General features: G+C 64.5%; 19 protein-coding genes and 2 pseudogenes. 8 read left to right on the plus strand and 13 right to left on the minus strand.

Annotated features, from left to right (window positions below):
* Nucleotides 1-34 precede the first annotated feature (34 nt).
* Together glmS and CI805_RS11255 are read left to right on the plus strand one after the other, a co-directional pair.
* The gene (gene glmS / locus CI805_RS11250; protein ID WP_260923304.1) at nucleotides 35-1,858 is read left to right on the plus strand and encodes a glutamine--fructose-6-phosphate transaminase (isomerizing); all 1,824 of its coding nucleotides are present in this window, start codon (nucleotides 35-37) and stop codon (nucleotides 1,856-1,858) included.
* A 220-nt stretch (nucleotides 1,859-2,078) separates the two neighbouring features.
* Entirely contained in the window at nucleotides 2,079-4,412 is a 2,334-nt protein-coding gene (locus CI805_RS11255) for a putative bifunctional diguanylate cyclase/phosphodiesterase (RefSeq protein WP_260923305.1), read from the plus strand.
* Nucleotides 4,413-4,478: 66 nt separating this feature from the next.
* On the opposite strand, the gene purQ is transcribed toward CI805_RS11255, so the two are convergent.
* Complete coding sequence (gene purQ / locus CI805_RS11260; RefSeq protein WP_260923307.1) at nucleotides 4,479-5,156, minus strand: phosphoribosylformylglycinamidine synthase subunit PurQ; 678 nt, start codon at nucleotides 5,154-5,156, stop codon at nucleotides 4,479-4,481.
* Entirely contained in the window at nucleotides 5,153-5,389 is a 237-nt protein-coding gene (gene purS / locus CI805_RS11265; RefSeq protein ID WP_260923308.1) for a phosphoribosylformylglycinamidine synthase subunit PurS, read from the minus strand. The genes purQ and purS overlap by 4 nt, the downstream gene beginning before the upstream one ends.
* Nucleotides 5,390-5,392: 3 nt before the next feature.
* On the opposite strand from purS, the gene CI805_RS11270 reads away from it, so the two are divergent.
* From CI805_RS11270 to CI805_RS11280, 3 genes are all read left to right on the plus strand, one after another.
* Entirely contained in the window at nucleotides 5,393-5,542 is a 150-nt protein-coding gene (locus CI805_RS11270) for a hypothetical protein (RefSeq protein WP_260923310.1), read from the plus strand.
* Between the two features lie 86 nt (nucleotides 5,543-5,628).
* Complete coding sequence (locus CI805_RS11275; protein ID WP_260923312.1) at nucleotides 5,629-6,723, plus strand: hypothetical protein; 1,095 nt, start codon at nucleotides 5,629-5,631, stop codon at nucleotides 6,721-6,723.
* A gap of 7 nt (nucleotides 6,724-6,730) precedes the next feature.
* A complete protein-coding gene (locus CI805_RS11280) occupies nucleotides 6,731-7,105 on the plus strand; it encodes a hypothetical protein (RefSeq protein WP_260923314.1) in 375 nt (124 codons plus the stop codon).
* On the opposite strand, the gene CI805_RS11285 is transcribed toward CI805_RS11280, so the two are convergent.
* The 4 genes from CI805_RS11285 to CI805_RS11300 form a co-directional block, all read right to left on the minus strand.
* The gene (locus CI805_RS11285; RefSeq protein ID WP_260923316.1) at nucleotides 7,102-7,464 is read right to left on the minus strand and encodes a DUF2794 domain-containing protein; all 363 of its coding nucleotides are present in this window, start codon (nucleotides 7,462-7,464) and stop codon (nucleotides 7,102-7,104) included. The genes CI805_RS11280 and CI805_RS11285 overlap by 4 nt on opposite strands.
* A 5-nt stretch (nucleotides 7,465-7,469) precedes the next feature.
* Nucleotides 7,470-8,186: a serine O-acetyltransferase EpsC gene (gene epsC, locus CI805_RS11290; protein ID WP_260923317.1), complete on the minus strand. Its 717-nt coding sequence runs from the start codon at nucleotides 8,184-8,186 to the stop codon at nucleotides 7,470-7,472.
* 84 nt (nucleotides 8,187-8,270) lie between these two features.
* On the minus strand, nucleotides 8,271-8,882 hold the full coding sequence (locus CI805_RS11295; protein ID WP_260923318.1) for an ATPase: 612 nt from the start codon (nucleotides 8,880-8,882) through the stop codon (nucleotides 8,271-8,273).
* Nucleotides 8,883-8,919: 37 nt separating this feature from the next.
* Nucleotides 8,920-10,245, minus strand: a complete 1,326-nt coding sequence (locus CI805_RS11300) for a heavy-metal-associated domain-containing protein (protein WP_260923319.1) — start codon at nucleotides 10,243-10,245, stop codon at nucleotides 8,920-8,922.
* A 186-nt stretch (nucleotides 10,246-10,431) separates the two neighbouring features.
* Between CI805_RS11300 and purM the strand changes: the two genes are divergently transcribed.
* The gene (gene purM / locus CI805_RS11305; RefSeq protein ID WP_260923320.1) at nucleotides 10,432-11,535 is read left to right on the plus strand and encodes a phosphoribosylformylglycinamidine cyclo-ligase; all 1,104 of its coding nucleotides are present in this window, start codon (nucleotides 10,432-10,434) and stop codon (nucleotides 11,533-11,535) included.
* Between the two features lie 109 nt (nucleotides 11,536-11,644).
* On the opposite strand, the pseudogene CI805_RS11315 reads toward purM, so the two are convergent.
* Nucleotides 11,645-12,744: pseudogene (locus tag CI805_RS11315) on the minus strand (AI-2E family transporter).
* Between the two features lie 196 nt (nucleotides 12,745-12,940).
* Between CI805_RS11315 and purN the strand changes: the two are divergent.
* Nucleotides 12,941-13,890: pseudogene (gene purN / locus CI805_RS11320) on the plus strand (phosphoribosylglycinamide formyltransferase).
* A 15-nt stretch (nucleotides 13,891-13,905) separates the two neighbouring features.
* On the opposite strand, the gene CI805_RS11325 reads toward purN, so the two are convergent.
* The 4 genes from CI805_RS11325 to CI805_RS21115 all read right to left on the minus strand — a co-directional run bounded on the left by CI805_RS11325 (nucleotide 13,906) and on the right by CI805_RS21115 (nucleotide 16,161).
* Nucleotides 13,906-14,640, minus strand: coding sequence for an SDR family NAD(P)-dependent oxidoreductase (locus CI805_RS11325; RefSeq protein WP_260923322.1), 735 nt, complete (start codon nucleotides 14,638-14,640; stop codon nucleotides 13,906-13,908).
* Complete coding sequence (locus tag CI805_RS11330; RefSeq protein ID WP_260923323.1) at nucleotides 14,637-15,059, minus strand: GlcG/HbpS family heme-binding protein; 423 nt, start codon at nucleotides 15,057-15,059, stop codon at nucleotides 14,637-14,639. The genes CI805_RS11325 and CI805_RS11330 overlap by 4 nt, the downstream gene beginning before the upstream one ends.
* Nucleotides 15,060-15,368: 309 nt before the next feature.
* Nucleotides 15,369-15,791: a nucleoside-diphosphate kinase gene (gene ndk, locus CI805_RS11335; protein ID WP_260923326.1), complete on the minus strand. Its 423-nt coding sequence runs from the start codon at nucleotides 15,789-15,791 to the stop codon at nucleotides 15,369-15,371.
* A 214-nt stretch (nucleotides 15,792-16,005) separates the two neighbouring features.
* Complete coding sequence (locus CI805_RS21115) at nucleotides 16,006-16,161, minus strand: suppressor of fused domain protein (RefSeq protein WP_409934890.1); 156 nt, start codon at nucleotides 16,159-16,161, stop codon at nucleotides 16,006-16,008.
* A 117-nt stretch (nucleotides 16,162-16,278) separates the two neighbouring features.
* Here CI805_RS21115 and CI805_RS11340 point away from each other — a divergent pair, with 117 nt between their 5' ends.
* Entirely contained in the window at nucleotides 16,279-17,367 is a 1,089-nt protein-coding gene (locus CI805_RS11340; RefSeq protein ID WP_260927953.1) for an IS5 family transposase, read from the plus strand.
* 89 nt (nucleotides 17,368-17,456) lie between these two features.
* Here the strand turns inward: CI805_RS11340 and CI805_RS11345 are convergent, their stop codons facing one another.
* Nucleotides 17,457-17,873: a hypothetical protein gene (locus CI805_RS11345; RefSeq protein WP_260923328.1), complete on the minus strand. Its 417-nt coding sequence runs from the start codon at nucleotides 17,871-17,873 to the stop codon at nucleotides 17,457-17,459.
* Between the two features lie 127 nt (nucleotides 17,874-18,000).
* Entirely contained in the window at nucleotides 18,001-18,450 is a 450-nt protein-coding gene (locus CI805_RS11350) for a DNA polymerase III subunit chi (RefSeq protein WP_260923331.1), read from the minus strand.
* Nucleotides 18,451-18,513 lie beyond the last annotated feature (63 nt).

The raw sequence follows: 18,513 nt of genomic DNA on the forward strand, positions 1-18,513 counted from the left end.
CACCCCGGCGCGGAGCAGCAAGAAACACGGCCCTATGTGCGGAATTATCGGAATTGTCGGCAAGGAAGATGTTGCCGAGCGTCTTGTCGATGGCCTGCGCCGCATGGAATATCGCGGCTACGACAGCGCGGGCGTGTGTACTGTCGATGACGGACAGCTCGTCCGGCGCCGCGCCGAGGGCAAGCTGCTCAATCTCGTCACCGAACTGGCGCGCAATCCTGCGCCAGGCCTGATCGGCATCGCCCATACCCGCTGGGCGACCCACGGCGCGCCCACCGCGGCCAACGCACATCCGCATGCGACCGGCGAGCTGGCGCTCGTCCACAACGGCATTATCGAGAACTTCCGCCCCTTGCGCGAAGCCCTCGAATCGCGCGGCCGCACCTTCGAGAGCCAGACCGACACCGAAGTCGTCGCCCATCTGGTGTCCGAACAGGTCGAGGCCGGCGCCTCACCGCAGGAGGCGGTGAAGACCGTCCTCCCACAGCTGCGCGGTGCCTTCGCGCTCGCCATCGCCTTCCGCCAGCACCCCGACATGCTGATCGGCGCCCGCCTCGGCTCGCCGCTGGTCGTGGGATATGGGGAAGGCGAGACCTACCTCGGCTCGGACGCGCTCGCCCTTGCCCCGCTGACGCAGCGCATCTCCTATCTGGAAGAAGGCGACTGGGTGATCATCACCCGCGAGGGCGCGCAGATCTTCGATGCACAGAACAATCCCGTCACCCGCGAGATCGTGACCTCGGGCGCCTCTGCCGTCGCCATCGAGAAGGGCAACTTCCGCCACTTCATGCAGAAGGAGATCTACGAGCAGCCGACCGTGGTGGCGCAGACCCTGCGCAGCTACGTGCGTCCGGTGGACCAGTCCATCGCCGTGCCCCAGATCGATTTCGATCTCTCCGCCATCAAGCGCATCACCATCGTCGCCTGCGGCACCAGCTTCTATGCGGGCATGGTCGCCAAGTACTGGATCGAGACGTTCGCGCGCGTGCCCGTCGACATCGATGTGGCGAGCGAGTTCCGCTATCGCGACCCGGTGCTGGAAGCGGGCGGCCTCGCCCTGTTCATCTCGCAATCGGGTGAGACAGCGGACACTCTCGCCGCGCTCAAGCACTGCAAGGCTGCCGGGCAGACCATCGCTGTCGTCGTCAACGTGCCCACCAGCACGATGGCGCGCGAGGCAGACCTGCTGCTGCCCACGCACGCCGGGCCGGAGATCGGCGTCGCCTCGACCAAGGCCTTCACCTGCCAGCTGGCCGTGCTCGCCGCGCTCGCCGCGCGCCTCGCCGTCTGCAAGGGGCGGATGGATCGCGACGAGGAAATGCACGTCGTCGAGCATCTGGTGCAGACGCCCGCCAGCCTCAACGCCGCGCTGGAGCACGACGAGGAAATCGCCGCGATGGCGCACCTCATCGCACCGGCGCGCGACGTTCTGTACCTTGGGCGCGGCCCGGACTTCCCGCTCGCTCTCGAAGGGGCGCTCAAGCTCAAGGAAATCAGCTACATCCACGCCGAAGGCTATGCCTCGGGCGAGATGAAGCACGGCCCCATCGCGCTGATAGACGAAGCAGTGCCGGTGATCGTCCTCGCCCCGTCAGGCCCACTGTTCGAGAAGACCGTCTCGAACATGCAGGAAGTGCGCGCGCGAGGCGGTAAGGTCGTGCTGATCTCCGACGCCGAAGGCATCGCCGAAGCGGGCGAAGGTTGCCTCGCCACGATCGAGATGCCCAAGGTTCACCCGCTGATCGCGCCGCTGGTCTATGCCGTACCGGTGCAGTTGCTGGCCTATCACGTGGCCTGCGTGAAGGGCACCGACGTAGACCAGCCGCGCAATCTGGCGAAGAGCGTCACGGTGGAATAATCCGCAAAGGGCGGCGCAGTCCTTACTGCTCCGCCCTTCGCCAGGTCGGTACTAGTCCCTGTCTTGGCGCCGAAATTCTCACATATTTTACGGCATTTCTTAAAAAATAAGCCTCCAGGCCGGATATTTCGTCACACGATGCCCCATTCGGGAAACTTATCGCCCATCGCATGCTTTACCGGGCGATAACTCTTGGTTGGCTATGCATGCACCCGTGAACATGCGCGCTTCTGTTTCGCCGAGCCCTTCTAGCTCGCTGCCCTTGCTGGCTGTGGTCGGCCTGACGACGCCTGCCGGGCGCGCCGACATCAACGAATGGGGGCGCTTGCGGGCTTTGCAGCACGCCGGTGCCAGCGAGCGCGGAATGCGTCTTGCCATCCAGCTTGCCGGCGGTTTCGTGGCCGCCGTGCTATCGCTCCACGATGTACACCCGGCCGTTCTGAGCAGCTGGATCGCGGCCTTACTGGCGTCCTTGTGGCTGCTCACCAAAAAGGCCAGCCATGCTGCCCGTACAGGCGCCCAACCGGTTCCCTTGCCCTCTGCCCTGTTGAACGCGGCGGTCTGGGCGGTGCCGATCCTGGTGACGCCGCTATTGCTGGGACAGATGCTGGCCTTGAAGCTGTGGTTCGTGATCGCGGTTCTCATGACCGCCTCGGGCTTGCTGTTGCCCGCAGCGCCGCTCGCCGCGCTGGCGTTCATCATAGTGACAGGCCTTTCCAGCGTCGCCGGCTTCGCCATGGCCCGTGCGTTCGACATGACCGCGATCTCGCTCGCCTTTACGGCTGTGATCGCCTTCGGTACGGCGGAGAATGCCCGTCGGTTCCTGTCCGCGCGTATCGCCGAAGCCGGACGCGACGAAAATCAGGAAGTCGTTTCGCTGTTGCTGCGCGAATTCGAGGACAACAAGGCTGATTGGCTGTGGCAGACCGACATGAACCGCCGTGTTCGCACGGCCTCCCCGCGCTTCGCCTTTGCGCTCGGTCGTCATGCCGCTGACACCGAAGGCCTGCCGTTCGTTCAACTGGTATCAGGTTCTGCCTGGGAGACCGGACGCTTCCCCCCCAGCCTCCATGAACTGGCAGAACGACTGAAGCATCGCGCACCGTTCTCCAACCTGCTCGTTCGCGTCAACATCGACGAGGAGTGGCGGTGGTGGGAACTTTCCGGAACCCCGCGTTTCGATACGAGCGGCGCATTCGAAGGTTTTCGCGGCGTCGGCTCGGACGTGACCGAAGCCCGCGAAAGCTCTGAACGAATCGCCTGGATGGCGCGCTACGACACGCTGACCGGACTGCCCAATCGCACCATGCTGACCGACGCGCTCGCCGAAGCGCTGGCCGATGTCGAACGCTGGAAAACCCGCTGCGCCTTCCTGATGATCGATCTCGACCGCTTCAAGGCGGTGAACGATACGCTGGGCCATCACATCGGCGATCAACTGCTGGCCCGCGTTGCCGAGCGACTGAAGGATCTATTGAGCGAGACTGAGTTGTGCGGGCGCCTCGGCGGCGACGAGTTTGCGATCGTCATGCGCGATGTCCGCGACGATGCGCAAGTGCGCGCGGTTGCCGAAAAGGTCATCGCGCGGCTCTCGCAGCCTTACGAGGTGGACCGTCACACGCTTTACGTAGGAGCTTCGGTAGGCTCCTCTGTCGGCCCGCGCGACGGGCAGAGCGTGGAAGCGCTGATGCGTAACGCCGATCTCGCGCTCTATCGCTCGAAAGGCAAGGGCGGCAATGGGCACTTCACTTACGAACCCGCGCTCCATGTCCAGGCCGAAGAACGACGACAGCTGGAATTTGCCCTGCGACAGGCGCTCGACAACAACGAAATGTTCCTGAACTTCCAGCCTGTCGTGGCGGCCAACGAGGAAAATGTCGTCGCTTTCGAGGCGCTGCTGCGCTGGAACAGCCGCGATCACGGCCTGATTCCGCCGGACCGTTTCATTCCGGTCGCCGAAGAAACACGCCTGATCGTGCCCATCGGTGAGTGGGTGCTGCGCGAGGCATGTCTTGAGGCGCTGAACTGGCCGGACCATATCCGCGTCGCCGTCAACGTTTCGGGCGAGCAGTTGCTCGCACCCGACTTCGGCGACACGCTGGTGTCTGTGCTCAGCGAGACCGGCCTTTCCCCGCACCGCCTCGAACTGGAAGTCACCGAAAGCATCTTCCTGCGCGATGCCGTACAGGCGCAGGCCACACTGGAGCAGGCCATGGCACTGGGTTGCCGGATCGCGCTCGACGATTTCGGCACCGGCTACTCGGCGCTGGGCTATCTGCGCCAGTTGCGGTTCTCGACGATCAAGGTCGACCGCTCGTTCGTGCGCGGCGTCTCGGACGGCAGTGTCGAAAGCCTGGCGATCATCCGCGCGGTTGTGGCGATGGCGGAAAGTCTCGAACTCTCCACCACCGCCGAAGGCGTCGAAACCCAGCGGGACCTCGACATGATCCGGGCGCTTGGCTGCCGCAATGTCCAGGGCTTCCTGTTCGGCCGCCCGATGAGCGCCAGCGACGCCCGCTCGCTGTTCCACACCCAGCAGACCCAGCAGGCCTGACACACAAAAAGGGCCACCTGCAGATTAAGCAGGCGGCCCTTTTGTCGGTCCGGAAACAAGCCTCGATCAGGCCTCTATCAGACCCCGGATCGCGCTTTCGAACAGCGCGCGGCCATCGGTGCCACCATGGGTGCTCTCGATCGCGCGTTCGGGGTGCGGCATCATGCCCAGAACATTGCCTGCCTCGTTGAGGACACCGGCAATGCCGCGCGCCGAACCGTTGACCTGCTCGGCATAGCGGAACGCCACGCGGCCCTCGCCTTCGAGGCGGTCCAGCGTCTCGGCATCGGCGTGGTAGTTGCCATCGTGGTGCGCGACGGGAATCGAGATTTCCTGGCCCTGCGCGTAACCGGCGGTGAACAGCGACTGGTTGTTCTCGACCGTCAGCTTCACATCGCGGCACACGAAGCGGATCACCGAGTTGCGCAGCAGAGCGCCCGGCAGCAAACCGCTTTCGGTCAGCACCTGGAAGCCATTGCACACCCCGAGCACCGGCACGCCTCGGTTCGCCGCCGCGATCACGGCCTGCATGACCGGCGAGCGCGAGGCAATTGCCCCGCAGCGCAGGTAATCGCCATAGGAGAACCCGCCCGGCAGCGCGATGAAGTCCAGACCCTCGGGAAGCTCGGCATCGCCGTGCCACACGCGGTGCGGCGCGGTGCCGGAGACCTTCTCCAGCGCCGTCGCCATGTCGCGGTCGCAGTTGGAGCCGGGAAAGGTGATGACGGCGGAGGTGAAGCTCATGCGGCGACCTTCTCGATGCGGTAGTTCTCGATCACCATGTTGGCGAGCAGCTTGCGGCACATGTCGTCGAGCGCCTCGTCGGTGACGCTTTCGGCGACGTCCAGCTCGAACAGGCGGCCGGCGCGCACGTCATTGACGCCCGCAAAGCCCAGACCTTCGAGCGAGTGGTGGATCGCACGACCCTGAGGATCGAGGACGCCGGGCTTGAGGCTGACGTGGACGCGGATTTTCATCGCATGGCCTTTCGCATGATGCGCAAACTTTCAGAAGCGCAAACTTCGGACCGGATCGACATGATCCGACAGATTCGTTCAAGTGCGCCTATGACTCGCCACGCGCGCCGGGGCAAGACGCTCCTGCCCGTTCTTTCCCGTCTGAACGCATGATCGCCCTCGATTACCATCTTGCAGGCGTGGTTGACGCCCCTTCCCTGCTCGAGCACCTCGAACTTCGACAACAGGCAGGGACGATAATGTTCAGCGAAGAAGATCTGCAATCGGCCGTTGCGGCAGGCGTGATGGACGCCGGGACCGCACAGGCGTTTCGCGACCACGTTTCCGCACGGCCTGCGATTCCCGCCATGGCAGACGAGGAGAACATCCGCCTCGTCACCGGGTTCAACGACATTTTCGTCACGATTGCCTGCCTGCTCGTGATCTTCTCCGGCGTCTATGTCGGCGGTGGGGATCGTCTGTGGATCGGTGGTCTGGTGGTCGCCGTAGTCAGTTGGCTGATGGCCGAGATCTTCACCCGCAAGCGCCGCATGGCGCTGCCCTCGATCGTGGTGCTGGTCGCTTTCGTGGGCGGCCTCGGCATGTTCGTCTCCGGCCTTGCCATGCTGGCGCTGCCCGAACATCCCGTCACCGAAAGCTATACATACCAAGGCCATGTCAACAGCTGGACGCATTACGAGCGTTGGCCCTGGCAGATCTCGCTGATCGCCGCCGCCGGAGCAGTCGCCAGCATGATCGGCGCCATCGCCCACTGGAAGCGTTTCCGCGTGCCGATCACTGTTGCCGCAGGAACCGCGGCGCTGGCGCTGCTGCTGCTCGCACTGCTGGCATGGGCGACGGGGCTGGAACTGAAGACCAACCCGGTCCTCGCCCCGGCTGCGCTCGTCTGCGGGATCGCGGTATTCGCCTTCGCCATGCGCTGGGACCTGTCGGACCGGACGCGCGTGACCCAACGTGCGGACATCGCCTTCTGGCTCCACCTGCTGGCCGCCCCGCTGATCGCGCACCCGCTGTTCTACTGGCTGCATGTGCTCGACTACACCAACCTGTCGACGCTCAACGCGGTCGGAGTGCTCACCATCTACGCGCTGTTTGCGTTGATCGCGCTGATCGTGGACCGCCGGGCGCTGCTGGTCTCGGCGCTGCTCTATGTGCTGGTCGCGCTGAACAGCGTGTTACAGCATCTCCACGGTATCGAGATGAACCTCGCGATCTCCACACTGGCCATCGGCTGCACGCTGCTGGCGCTGTCGATCCTGTGGGCGCCGCTCCGCCGGATCGTGTTGAAGCCCCTGCCTGCATCGTGGCGCGACCGACTGCCGCCTGCAGGGTAACCGCCGAATGTTCTGGGAAGCACACCCATGGAAATCGGGATTTCTACGATCCCGTGCCATGAAAAGGGGATTTCGCGAACGCGCGAAATGGCCGCTTATCTGGCAGCATGCCGAGGCAGAGAACTGGCCGGCGATGCAGGCCTTAGGAGACGACCACGATTGGGCGCGAAAGACGGGCGCTGGATTCGTCGCCGAACAGGGCAAGGAGCGCCTGTTCCTGATCGACCGGGACTGGTTCGGATGGCCTGATCCACCTCAATGGGGGCTGGCTTCGGTTGATACAGTTACCGAAACGTGGAACTTGTGGGGCAATTTCTCGGATTTACCCGCCGCTTGGACTGTTCCCGATCCCTTGTACGGGCCGGAGCAGTCCTCGCCCTAATCCTCGACTACCTTCAGTAGCTTGCGCTCCAGAGGGCTTAGGACGTTGGCCAGCTCGTGGCCGCGCTTGAGGATCTGTCCGGCCTCGCCGAACAGCGTCCACATGCCCTGCTTGCCGCGCAGGGCCGGGCGCTTTTCCACGCGGGCCTGCGGACGCTCGGCGGCGCGGCGAAAGGCCGAAAAGTGGGCCGCATCCTTGTCGAAATCCATCGCATAGTCGCGCCACAGACCGGCGGCGACCATACGGCCATAGAGATCGAGAATACGCTGGAGTTCCATGCGATCGAAACCGATCTGCAAGGGTACGCGCGGCGGAAAGGGAACGACGCTGGCGCTAGGTCCTGCGGGGCCGGAAACCATCGACCTCAGGCGTTCTTGTGGACGAGTTGCTCGACCGGCACGGCCTCGGCCTGCTCAAGGGCACGCTCGCTGACCAGCGCCTCTACTTGACGGCGCAGCGCCTCGACCTGCTCTTCCAGTTCGTCAACGCGCTGGTTCGGTGCAGGCTCGCACGGCTCCTTGCAGGGCGTGCCGTAAGGCATGAATTCGCGCGCATAGGTTTCTGCGGCAACGAGCGTGGAGCGCGCCTTGACGCCGATCATCGTGGCGCCTTCGGGCACGTTCTCGGTCACGACCGCGCTGGCGCCGATGCGCGCGCGGCGACCGATGGTGACAGGGCCGATGATCTGCGCGCCCGAACCGACGATCACGTTGTCCTCCAGCGTCGGGTGGCGCTTGCCGCCCTTGCCGTTGGTGGGGTTCGAGCCGCCCAGCGTCACGCACTGGTAGATCGTGACGTTATCGCCGATATGCGCCGTCTCACCGATTACGGTAAAACCGTGATCGATGAAGAAGTTACGCCCAATCGTCGCGCCAGGATGAATGTCGATCGCGGTCATAAAGCGCGAGAAGTGGTTCACCGCGCGGGCAGCGAAGAACAGGTCTGCCAGAAACAAGCGGTGCGCGATCTTGTGGAAGAACAGCGCCCACACGCCCGGATAGAGCAGCACTTCCCAACGCGAACGCGGCGCGGGATCGCGCGCGACGACGGAGTCGAGATAGCGGGTCAGATTACCGAACATGGCGCAAGACTCCCATCAAACCATCATTTTGGCAAGCCCGAGCCGGAATCGGCTGAACGAGCACACGGCCCTCATGCCGCCGGTTCATCCCTGCCCCCGCACTTCAGCCAGCGCGTCGCGCAGGATCGATTGTGTGGGCGGCTGCTTGCGCTCCAGACTGAGCCGGTCGATCACCTCGACAAGCTGCCTGGCGCCCAGATGGCTACGCTCGGCCCGTCCTGCAAGGTAGGCGGTAGAGGCATGATCGAGCGCGAGGCCGCGCGCTTCGGCGTGGACCTCGATCAGATCGGCCAGCATCTCGTCGTCGGGCGCGCCGATCTGGAGTTGCAGCGCCGCGCCGAGACGCGAGCGCAAGTCCGGCAGCTTGACGTTCCAGTGGCCCTCGCCCGCACCGTAAAGCTCGGCCGAAACGATCAGCAGCGGACGTCCGCTTTCCTGCGCACGGTTCCACGCATGGAACACCGCATCTTCGGGAACATCGGGCGCATCGTCGATGGCATCGCCCTGCCCGCTCTCGACGAACCAGCGCGCCAGCAGCGACTTGCCCGAGGCGACCGGGCCGCTGAGCATCGCCGTACGGAACGGCCAATGCTCGGCCCGCATCATCGAATCGACCGCCTCGATATTGGCGGCACCCACGACGATGCGCGTCGGCTGGTCGGCCCCGGTGGGCAGCGGAAGGGGTATCTGTCGCATGACGAAGAGGAAACGCCGGAAATAGCCTTGCGGTGCCCTAGCGCGAGATGCGCAGGATACCGCCGCTTCCGGCGACCTTCCAACCACGCGCGCGAAGGCCAGCGGCAATACGCTCCTCGCCGCCTTCTGCGGTCACGCGCATCACCGAAGTGCCGCCCATAGCAAGGCTGCTCATCGTGGCCGACTGCACGCCCTGCACGCCGCGAACGGCAGACAGCGCGGCATCGACCGCGCCCGCGTCCGGCGAAGGGAACTGGACCGAGACAGTCGCGGTCGGCACGGAAATCGTCACTTCGGGCGTGATGACCGGTGGCGCAGAAGGCGTGATCGCAATCGGCGGCGCGGTCATATCACCGCCCACCGCCGCACTGCCGCCCGGCATCAGCTTGGTCTTGAGTTCGGCGAAGGCCTTGTCGAGCGCCAGCGTGCTGCTCATCAGCGTGGGATCGGGGCGCAAGCGGCCGTCGATCAGCGCCTGACGATAGATACCGTCGATGCGCGAAACGGCCTGCGCCAGCATGGCGGGCAGCGCATCATCGTCCAGCGCGGTCATCTCGAAGCTGCCAAGACTGGTATCGTCCGGGCCGAAGCGCGCCGTGAACGTGCCGTGGACCGGGCCACCCGGCCACTCGCGCGTCAGGTGCGCGACCGGGATCACCACGTCGGCGGCGGAAAACTGATCGAGCACGGTGCGCCACCACAGGCGACTGCGCCGCCCGGACTGTCCTGCCGTCAGGATCAGCGATTCGCCACCCGAACCGACCGGACGGACATAGTCCACCGGGCTCTGCGAGGTCTGGAACTCGGCCCAGGCGCGCTGCCATGCGCCGCGCACCTCGAAGACCTGCCGCACGCCGCCCGAATCGAGCACCGGCAACACCAGCATCGGGGCCGAGCGCGAGACCGGCCCGCTGGAGCCGACGAACTGCCCGGCCTTGGCCTTGTCGAAGATCACGCCCAGCGTTGCGATATAACGATGCGGGCCGACCTGCTCCTGCTGGATGACCACCGAGGAAACCATGGCATCGATCGATTCGACCGGCATCGCCGGGCCGCCGATCTGCTTCCAGGCGAGCTGTTCAGCCTGTTTCCATCCGGCCTGACGCGCGTCTTCGCCGGTCTTGCCGGTGACGTCTACCTTGATGTTGTTGACCTGAATGTCTTCGGAATTGGCCAGCGGCGCGATCCCGCGATCGCCCTCGATCTGCGCAAGGAGCTGCGAGCCCCCCACGACACCGAGCGCCAATACGCCCGCACCGCCCAGCGCCAGCGCGACTCCGCGTCCGCTGCCGAAGCGCTTGCGGGAAGCGCCCGCTCCGTTGCGACCAAGCCGCCGGAATGTCCTGTAAAAGGTGTCTGCCATGTGCAATCCGGCTGGCCTTGTGGCCGATGCCCGGAGAATTTCCAAGCCGGAATTGTCCACGCTATCCACACCCCAACACTTCGGCGCAAGGCAGCCCTTTTCCTCCAACCAGTTCAATATTACCGCACAAGCCTCATTTATCCGGTTCGTCTTGATCCGCGCCCCAATGCAGCTTATGCGCGCGCCATGTCAGACGAAGCCCCCGCAAAGAGCTATTCCTACGAGCAGGCCGGCGTGTCGATCGCTGCCGGCAACGCGCTGGTCAAGGCCATCGGTCCGCTCGCCAAGTCCACCGCGCGCCCTGGCGCCGATGCCGAACTCGGCGGTTTCGGAGGCTTCTTCGATCCCCGCGCGGCCGGTTACAAGGACCCGCTGCTGGTCGCCGCGAACGACGGTGTGGGCACCAAGGTCAAGCTCGCGATCGACTTCGATCGCCACGATCACATCGGCATCGACCTTGTCGCCATGTGCGTGAACGACCTTATCGTGCAGGGCGCAGAGCCGCTGTTCTTCCTCGACTATTTCGCCACCGGCAAGCTGGAGAACGGCGTCGCCACGCGCGTCGTCGCGGGTATTGCCGAGGGCTGCAAGATTTCCGGCTGCGCGCTGATCGGTGGCGAGACTGCCGAGATGCCGGGCATGTATGCCGCTGGCGACTATGATCTTGCCGGTTTCTGCGTCGGCGCGGTCGAGCGCGGCGAGCAGTTGACCGGTGACAAGGTGGCCGCAGGCGACGTGCTGCTGGGCCTTGCCTCCTCGGGCGTACACTCGAACGGCTACTCGCTGGTGCGCCGTCTTGCCGAGGACAAGGGCTGGAAGCTAGACCGCCCGGCCCTGTTCGATCAGGACGTGCTGCTGATCGACGCACTGATCGCGCCCACGCGCATCTATGTGAAGAGCCTGCTGCCGCTGGTCCGCTCGGGCCGCATCCATGCCCTCGCCCACATTACCGGCGGCGGCCTGCTGGAGAACATCCCGCGCGTCCTGCCCGAAGGCCTTCGGGCGCATGTCGATGTCGACAGCTGGGAGCAGCCGCGCCTGATGGCGTTCCTGCAGGCGCAGGGCAACATCGAGCCGGCAGAGATGGCCCGCACCTTCAACTGCGGCATCGGCATGGTGCTGGCCGTTTCGGCCGACGAAGTGGCCGGCGTTACCGAAGCGCTTGAAGCGGCGGGCGAGACCGTCCATCGCATCGGCGAGATCCGCGAAGGCCAGCGCGGCTGCACGGTGACGGGCAGCGCGGCAGTCTGGAGCGCACGCGCCGCCTGGGAAGCCGGGCACGACGCATAAGGCCTTACGGCTTCTTTCCGGGCCTGAAATTCAGCGGCGCCGGACCTTGATCACGATCAGGGTCCGGCGCCGTTTTGCATGGGGAACGCGATGAGCTTGCGCCAGCGGCTCAATCCGGCGGCGCGGAAGCGGGGTCTTCAGCCTCGCTCTCACGCGAGTGGCGGCGGGGAATGCCTTCGATATCCTCGCCCAGCGTGTCGCGCAGATAGAACTCGCGCACCGCCACGAAGGCAACGATCAGAAGTGCCCCTGCGAAGAACACCCCGTAAGGTCCGAAGACGAGGCCAACGCCCAGAATCGTGAACAGCGTCAGCGCAGGCGGGATCGAGACAACCTGCCGGTTGACCACCGGCGTCAGCGCCCAGCCCTCGATCACCCTTACTGCCAGATAGGCGACCAGCGTGCGCCACAGCACATCGCCGCCCGCCGCAGCGGCAAGGCCTATCGCGGGGAGCATGGCGATGGCCGGGCCGACATAGGGCACGAACTCGCTGAGCCTCCGAGCAGCCCCAGCGAGGCCCACGATTCGAGCCCTGCGAACCACAGCGATCCGCCGATCACCACCGCCATGAACGTCATCGAGATCAGCTTGGCCTTGAGCCAGAGCCGCAGCGCGCCCGCGATCTGATCAAGCGCCCGCTCCATCGTCTCGCGCGCAGGCTTTGGCGTCATCAGCACGATGCCGCGCCGATACGGCCCCGGATTGCCTGCGATGAACAGCGCGCCGACGATCACGATCACGAAATTGAGCATGACCTCGCCCGCGCCGGTCACAAGGTCGCTCAGGCGCGTGGCGATGGTGCTGCCGCCGGTCGCGACGCGGAAGGCCTGCACCACGGCGGCGCCCACCGGACTGACCGACAAGCCATCCTCGATCTTCGCAATCGTGCCCGGCAGATTACCCAGCATGCCCGCCAATTCGCTACCGAACTGGACGGTCAGCAGGTAGCCGATGGCGCCGAACAGCGCGAGGACCATCAGGGTGCCGAAGCCCAGCGCAAGCGGCCAGTTCTTCAGACCCAGCCGTTGCAGCAGCCGCGCGGCGCTGCGGAACATGACCGCGCCCAGCACCGAGCCGAACGCCAGCAGTAGCAGGTTGCCCGCTCGCCACAGCAGCGCCAGCGCGAGGACGACAAGTACCAGCCAGCCGAGCCTTCGCAGGAACGGCAGGTCTTCCTCGCGCGGGCGAACGGCGCGCGCATCAGCGATGCGCCTCCAAGGCGGTCAACCGTGCGGCAGGAGTTGCCCGGCGCGGCGGGAACGCATAGGGAGCCCGGATTGCGGAAGCGCGGTGTGCGCGGCTGGATCGGAGGAAACGCATCGCCATGGCAAACGTACGGGTAACGGTGCTGTTCCGTGTCTGCAATCCGATAAGCTGCAGCGCAACAGGCTGTGAGGTGATCGCATGAGCCGCGCGAAAGTCGCCGTGCTGATTTCGGGCAGCGGCACCAACATGGCCGCCCTGCTCTATGCCAGCCGCGCAGAAGATTGCCCCTACGAAATCGGGCTGGTCGCCAGCAACAAGGCCGATGCCGGTGGCCTTGCGCTGGCAGCGGCGGAGGGCGTGGCAACCTTCGCGCTCAGCCACAAAGGCATGAGCCGCGCCGATCATGACATGGCGATGGACGCCGCGATCCGCGAAAGCGGCGCGCAGTGGGTGGCGCTGGCCGGATACATGCGCATCCTCACCCCCGAATTCGTCGCCGGGTGGGAGGGCCGCATGGTCAACATCCACCCTCGCTGCTGCCCAAGTACACCGGCCTGCACACCCACGAGCGCGCCATCGAGGCGGGCGACAGCCACGGCGGCGTCACCGTCCACCTCGTCACGGCGGAACTCGACGATGGCCCGGCCCTGGGCCAGACCCCGGTCGCGATCCTGCCCGGCGACACGCCGGACAGCCTCGCAGGCCGCGTGCTGATCGCCGAGCACCAGCTCTATTCGCGCTGCCTTGCCCACCTCGTCACGCGCGAGAGCAGCGTGGAATGGCTGCTGGAGCGCGTGCGCGACCTTGCGATGGCCATGCCGGAGGCGGAGGAAACCGTCAGCCACGGCATGGCCTGCTTCGGCATCGTCAAAGGCAAGAAGTTCGCCTGGTTCAGCGCAGATCATCACGGAGACGGGCGCAAGGCGCTGCTCGTCAAGATCGACGGCGTGGACGAGCAGGCGATGCTGATCGAACAGGACGAGGCGCGCTATTTCCGCCCCGCCTATTTCGGCGACGGCTGGATCGGCATTTGCCTCGATCTGGACGATACCGACTGGGAAGACATCGCTGCGCGCATCGCCCGGTCATGGCGCTCGGTGGCACCAAAGAAGCTCACCGCGCGGCTCGACGCCGCCGACGCGTTCTGAGACTTCGCCGCTGCCTTACTCGACCAGCGTGAGCCCGCCATCCACGGTCAAGGTCTGGCCGGTGATGAAGGTGCAGCGCATCAGAAACAGATAGGCCTCGGCGATTTCCGGAACCTGCGCCACGCGGCCAAGCGGAATGCGCGAGGCGAAACTGGCGCGAATGTCCTCTACCTGCTCCGGCGCCATGTCGCGCCACAGCGGCGTAGGCGTCCAGGTCGGCGCGACGGCATTGGCGCGGATGTTCCGCCCTGCCAGTTCCACGCCCAGTCCCCGCACCAGCGCGGCGATGCCGATATTGCCCAGATAAGCACCCGAGGCATTGTCGGGCCGCCCGCCCGAGCCGCCGGTGAAAGTCATGCTGCCGCCATCGTTGATGTACGGCGCGGTGGCGCGGGCGATGGTCATCGCTGCAAAGACCTTGCCTTCGACGGTCTCGCGGATGTCCTTCACCTCTGCGCTCAGAAATCCACCGCCCATCGCCCCGCCCACTGTCGAGACAAGATGGTCGACCGGCCCATGCCGTACAAGGAACGCCTCCAGCGCCGCGCTCTCGGTGGCATCGAGCGCCGCACCCTGCGCGCCGACACCCTCGGCCCGGAAGCGTTGCAGCACCTCGCCGACTTTCGCCTCGTTTCGACCGACGAGGAGCAGCCTTGCCTCCTCGCCCGCTGCCTGATGCGCCACTTCGAGGCCAAAGCCCGAGGTGCCGCCGATGATCAGAACCACCTTGTCCTTCAGTGCGCCGCTCATGCCGCTGCTCCCGCGAAGGCGGCGAGCACGGCCTGCGCCATCGCTTCGTCTTCCTCTCCGGCGGCGCCGCTGACACCGATCGCGCCCAGCACGTCGCCATCGATCGTAACCGGAACCCCACCGCTGAGCGGCACCGCCCCCGGAACAGAGAGCATCGAGGCTTTGCCTGCATCGATCATGCCCTCGAACAGATGAAGCGGCTTGCGAAACAGCGCCGAGGTCCGCGCCTTGCCGATGGCAACCTCGATCGCGACCGGAACCGCACCGTCCATGCGGCGGAACGCCAGCAGTTGCCCCGCGATATCGACCACCGCGATGCAGATCCGGTGGCCGCGTGCAGAGGCTTCGGCAATCGCGAGATCCGCCAGCCGGTCAGCGGCAGCCAGCGGCAGTGTGTCGAGCGTGGTGCGATAGCTCATCGCGCGGCACCTCGCGTGGCGAGCGATGGGGAAACGAAGATCATCGGCAGAGCATCCTTGCAGCAGCTTCCATCGGGCGAGTGCCCTTGCCGACAAATTTAAATACTGATTGGTATCTGTCTAGCGCGCAAACGCGCAACCACCCCCGCGTTTCGGGCAAGCATCAGCGTTGAAAGCGCTCCGCAACACCAAAAAAGGCCGCCCCTTGCGGGACGGCCTTTCGTGTTTTCCAACCGGAAAGGTCAGGCTGTAGCGGTCGCATTTTCCGAGTCATCAGGTGTTTCCACCTGATTAGAAAATGCTCTGAAATCAGCCGACGATCTCTTCCGGCTTGAAGAAGTAGGCGATCTCGATCGCGGCGTTCTCTTCCGAGTCCGAACCGTGGACCGAGTTGGCTTCGATCGACTCGGCCAGTTCCTTGCGGATCGTGCCGGCATCGGCGTTCTCGGGGTTAGTGGCGCCCATGATGTCGCGGTTGCGCTTCACGGCATCTTCGCCTTCGAGCACCTGCACGACGACCGGACCCGAGATCATGAACGAGACCAGATCACCGAAGAAGGGACGCTCGGCGTGAACGGCATAGAAGCCCTCGGCCTGTTCCTTGGTCATCTGGATGCGCTTCGAGGCGACGACGCGCAGGCCGGCTTCCTCAAGCATCTTGGTGACCGCGCCGGTCAGGTTGCGGCGGGTGGCGTCGGGCTTGATGATCGAAAAAGTGCGGGTCAGCGCCATGGGAAGTGTCCTTGGTGATAAGGAGGAAAGTTGCGCGCGCCCCTAGCCGGGAATTGCAAAGGCGGCAAGCATGCGCTGATCGGGAGTGGGGATTGTGGGTGGGTGGCGAGGGTGATCGGTAACGCTCACCGGCGTTGCAGACGTCAACGATGAGTGGGTTGCGACGGTCGACTTCTCGCCAACGCCCGATAAAAGCTGACCCTATCCTTACTTTTCAGCGAGAGAGTTCCACAACAGAGGCTCTAAAGGGATCGCTGTAGTCGAATTGTCGAGTTTCGAACAATTCTTCGAGAGCGTCAGTTCCATGCTCTTTCCTATAGTCAATTTCATCCGATGTAACAGGTATAAGCCAGCACACCTGAAACGGCATTGACCCAACTTTTCCATTTTCGAGAGCTGGACCGTCTAAATATGGACACCTCGAAAAACTCGTGGCGTCTGACGGCGTGAAGTGCTTCACTGCCTTTGCGCGATAGCGGAGGTGATGATGGCAGGGCAGCCGGGTTTCTTCGATCTTTCGGACCGATATGAGGCGTTGAGCGCGGCGGGCGATCCGCTGGAGCGTCTGGCGGCAGTGGTGGACTTCGAGGTTTTCCGGGGACCGCTGGTAGTGGCGCTGCGCCGTAGCCCTCGCGGCAAGGGTGGCCGCCCGCCGTTTGATCCGGTCCTCATGTTCAAGGTCCTCGTGCTCCAGGCGCTCTACTCGCTTTCGGACGAAGCCACCGAGTTCCAGATCAAAGATCGCCTCTCTTTCCAGCGTTTTCTGGGGCTTGGTCTGGATGGTACGGTGCCCGATGCGACGACAGTGTGGCTGTTCCGGGAGCGTCTGGTGAAGGCCAAGGCGATCGACAGGTTATTTGCCCGCTTCGATGCCGCTCTCACGGAGCGAGGGTACCTTGCCATGGGCGGGCAGATCATCGACGCGACCGTAGTGCCGGCCCCGAAGCAGCGGAACACCGAGGAGGAGAAGGCGGCCATCAAGGAGGGCCGGATACCCGAGCGCTGGAAGGGTAACCCTGCGAAGATCCGGCAAAAGGATCGCGATGCCCGCTGGAGCGTCAAGTACACCAAGGCGAAGGTCAAGGAAGGCGCGGCTCCCAAGGCCTTCAAGCCGGTCGATCTTGCTATCCCCATGTTCGGCTACAAAAACCACATAGGGATCGATCGCGCACATGGCTTGATCCGCACCTGGGATGCCAGCGCCGCCAATGCCCATGATGGTGCAAGGCTGCCGGTGTTGATCAGTCCAGATAACACCGCCTCGGGCGTCTGGGCCGATACGGCCTACCGATCAAAGAAGAACGAGGCGTTCCTCGCCAAGGGCATGTTCACCAGCCACATCCACCAGCGCAAGCCGCACCGCCGAGCGATGCCCGAGCGTATTGCACGGGCCAATGCGAAGCGGTCGGTGGTTCGCTCTGCCGTCGAACACGTCTTCGCCGGGCAAAAGCACCGCATGGGCCTCGTGGTGCGGACCATCGGCATCGCTCGCGCCCGCATCAAGATTGGGATGGCGAATCTCGCCTATAATTTCCAGCGACTGGCCTGGCTCGAGGGGCGAATTGCGCCTGCATGACGCCGAACACGGCCTATGCTCTCGGATCCGTTACGCAAATCACTGAATCAGCCTCAAAAACGGACGCTCCCAATTCGCCCCGCGCGCCGTCACCTTGCTATCATGCCGAAATCAGGCGGTTCTTCGAAGTGTCCATATGGCAGTGAAATTAGTGCGTGATCACATTGAGACCCCTCAAGCCAAGGGCGGCCGATATTGATCGAGTGATCTAAACCGAGGCTGTTGCCGGTCCGGTGGAAGTGGGCAGCCATATAGAGAAGCTCGACGAGCTTGATATTCTGCTGCCTCGAAAGCACGAAGAGTTCTAGCCGATCCACGTCGCTTGGCCGTGACATTCCTACGGTAGCATAGACATGGAGCGCAACAGTGTCAGACCGTAAGAGGTGCACCACCTCGAAGTCAGGCGGCAACTGCCAAATAGGACCATCGCTGAATTCGCATCGCGAACTCGCTGACTTCCAGAACTCCTCATAGTGGCGGCGGATCGCAGCGGTCCAGTTACTCATTCTTCATGCGTAGCATGCCCGCTTTGAGGCGATCCAGCAATTAAGATGAATACCGGCTTGGGGACGCTGCGGAAAAGCCGCTTCCAACGGAACTGCCCCTGCGACTCCCCTCTCCAGCGCTCTACCCTCAGGCGGCCTTTACCCAGCGGCCGTTTTCCTGCCGCCAGAAGTTGTGCTCCACGCCCTCGCGGCTGCGCATGGCCACCCACATCTCGCGGGCGTGCTGGAGGGTATCGGCATCGAAGAAGAAGAACACCCGCTCGAACGGGGTCTCGCTCTCGCGCCACTGGCCATCGGCGAGTGCGAGGCAGGTGGCGCCGTTGGCAGGCGCGTTGAGAGGTTCGAGGCGGTCCGAGATCAAGACCGGCTGCCGCTCGGCATGGGGCTCGCTGTCGCGCCCGTGCGGCACGAAGCTGTCGGAGCGAGCAGACCACAACGCGCGGTCGATCCGCTCGCGCAAGTCCTCGCTCTCGCTCACGACCAGCAGGCGCGCGCCGGATTCGAGCACCTTGGGGGCGATCTGCGCCAGCGCGATCTCGGCCGGGTCCTGGCTCAGTTGGTAGAAGTCGACGCGCATATCTCAGTCGTATCCTGAAGGATGGGGCCGGAGCGAGCGCAAACCCGCTCCGGCCGTTCATCC

This window comes from Novosphingobium sp. 9 (genome assembly GCF_025340265.1).
GTDB lineage: Bacteria > Pseudomonadota > Alphaproteobacteria > Sphingomonadales > Sphingomonadaceae > Novosphingobium.

Excerpts from the sequence above, each read along its gene's own strand:
- glmS (WP_260923304.1), top strand. The coding sequence starts at position 35 with ATGTGCGGAATTATCGGAATTGTCGGCAAGGAAGATGTTGCCGAGCGT.
- CI805_RS11255 (WP_260923305.1), top strand. The coding sequence starts at position 2,079 with ATGCGCGCTTCTGTTTCGCCGAGCCCTTCTAGCTCGCTGCCCTTGCTG.
- purQ (WP_260923307.1), bottom strand. The coding sequence starts at position 5,156 with ATGAGCTTCACCTCCGCCGTCATCACCTTTCCCGGCTCCAACTGCGAC.
- purS (WP_260923308.1), bottom strand. The coding sequence starts at position 5,389 with ATGAAAATCCGCGTCCACGTCAGCCTCAAGCCCGGCGTCCTCGATCCT.
- CI805_RS11270 (WP_260923310.1), top strand. The coding sequence starts at position 5,393 with ATGGCCTTTCGCATGATGCGCAAACTTTCAGAAGCGCAAACTTCGGAC.
- CI805_RS11275 (WP_260923312.1), top strand. The coding sequence starts at position 5,629 with ATGTTCAGCGAAGAAGATCTGCAATCGGCCGTTGCGGCAGGCGTGATG.
- CI805_RS11280 (WP_260923314.1), top strand. The coding sequence starts at position 6,731 with ATGTTCTGGGAAGCACACCCATGGAAATCGGGATTTCTACGATCCCGT.
- CI805_RS11285 (WP_260923316.1), bottom strand. The coding sequence starts at position 7,464 with ATGGTTTCCGGCCCCGCAGGACCTAGCGCCAGCGTCGTTCCCTTTCCG.
- epsC (WP_260923317.1), bottom strand. The coding sequence starts at position 8,186 with ATGTTCGGTAATCTGACCCGCTATCTCGACTCCGTCGTCGCGCGCGAT.
- CI805_RS11295 (WP_260923318.1), bottom strand. The coding sequence starts at position 8,882 with ATGCGACAGATACCCCTTCCGCTGCCCACCGGGGCCGACCAGCCGACG.
- CI805_RS11300 (WP_260923319.1), bottom strand. The coding sequence starts at position 10,245 with ATGGCAGACACCTTTTACAGGACATTCCGGCGGCTTGGTCGCAACGGA.
- purM (WP_260923320.1), top strand. The coding sequence starts at position 10,432 with ATGTCAGACGAAGCCCCCGCAAAGAGCTATTCCTACGAGCAGGCCGGC.
- CI805_RS11325 (WP_260923322.1), bottom strand. The coding sequence starts at position 14,640 with ATGAGCGGCGCACTGAAGGACAAGGTGGTTCTGATCATCGGCGGCACC.
- CI805_RS11330 (WP_260923323.1), bottom strand. The coding sequence starts at position 15,059 with ATGAGCTATCGCACCACGCTCGACACACTGCCGCTGGCTGCCGCTGAC.
- ndk (WP_260923326.1), bottom strand. The coding sequence starts at position 15,791 with ATGGCGCTGACCCGCACTTTTTCGATCATCAAGCCCGACGCCACCCGC.
- CI805_RS21115 (WP_409934890.1), bottom strand. The coding sequence starts at position 16,161 with ATGCCGTTTCAGGTGTGCTGGCTTATACCTGTTACATCGGATGAAATT.
- CI805_RS11340 (WP_260927953.1), top strand. The coding sequence starts at position 16,279 with ATGGCAGGGCAGCCGGGTTTCTTCGATCTTTCGGACCGATATGAGGCG.
- CI805_RS11345 (WP_260923328.1), bottom strand. The coding sequence starts at position 17,873 with ATGAGTAACTGGACCGCTGCGATCCGCCGCCACTATGAGGAGTTCTGG.
- CI805_RS11350 (WP_260923331.1), bottom strand. The coding sequence starts at position 18,450 with ATGCGCGTCGACTTCTACCAACTGAGCCAGGACCCGGCCGAGATCGCG.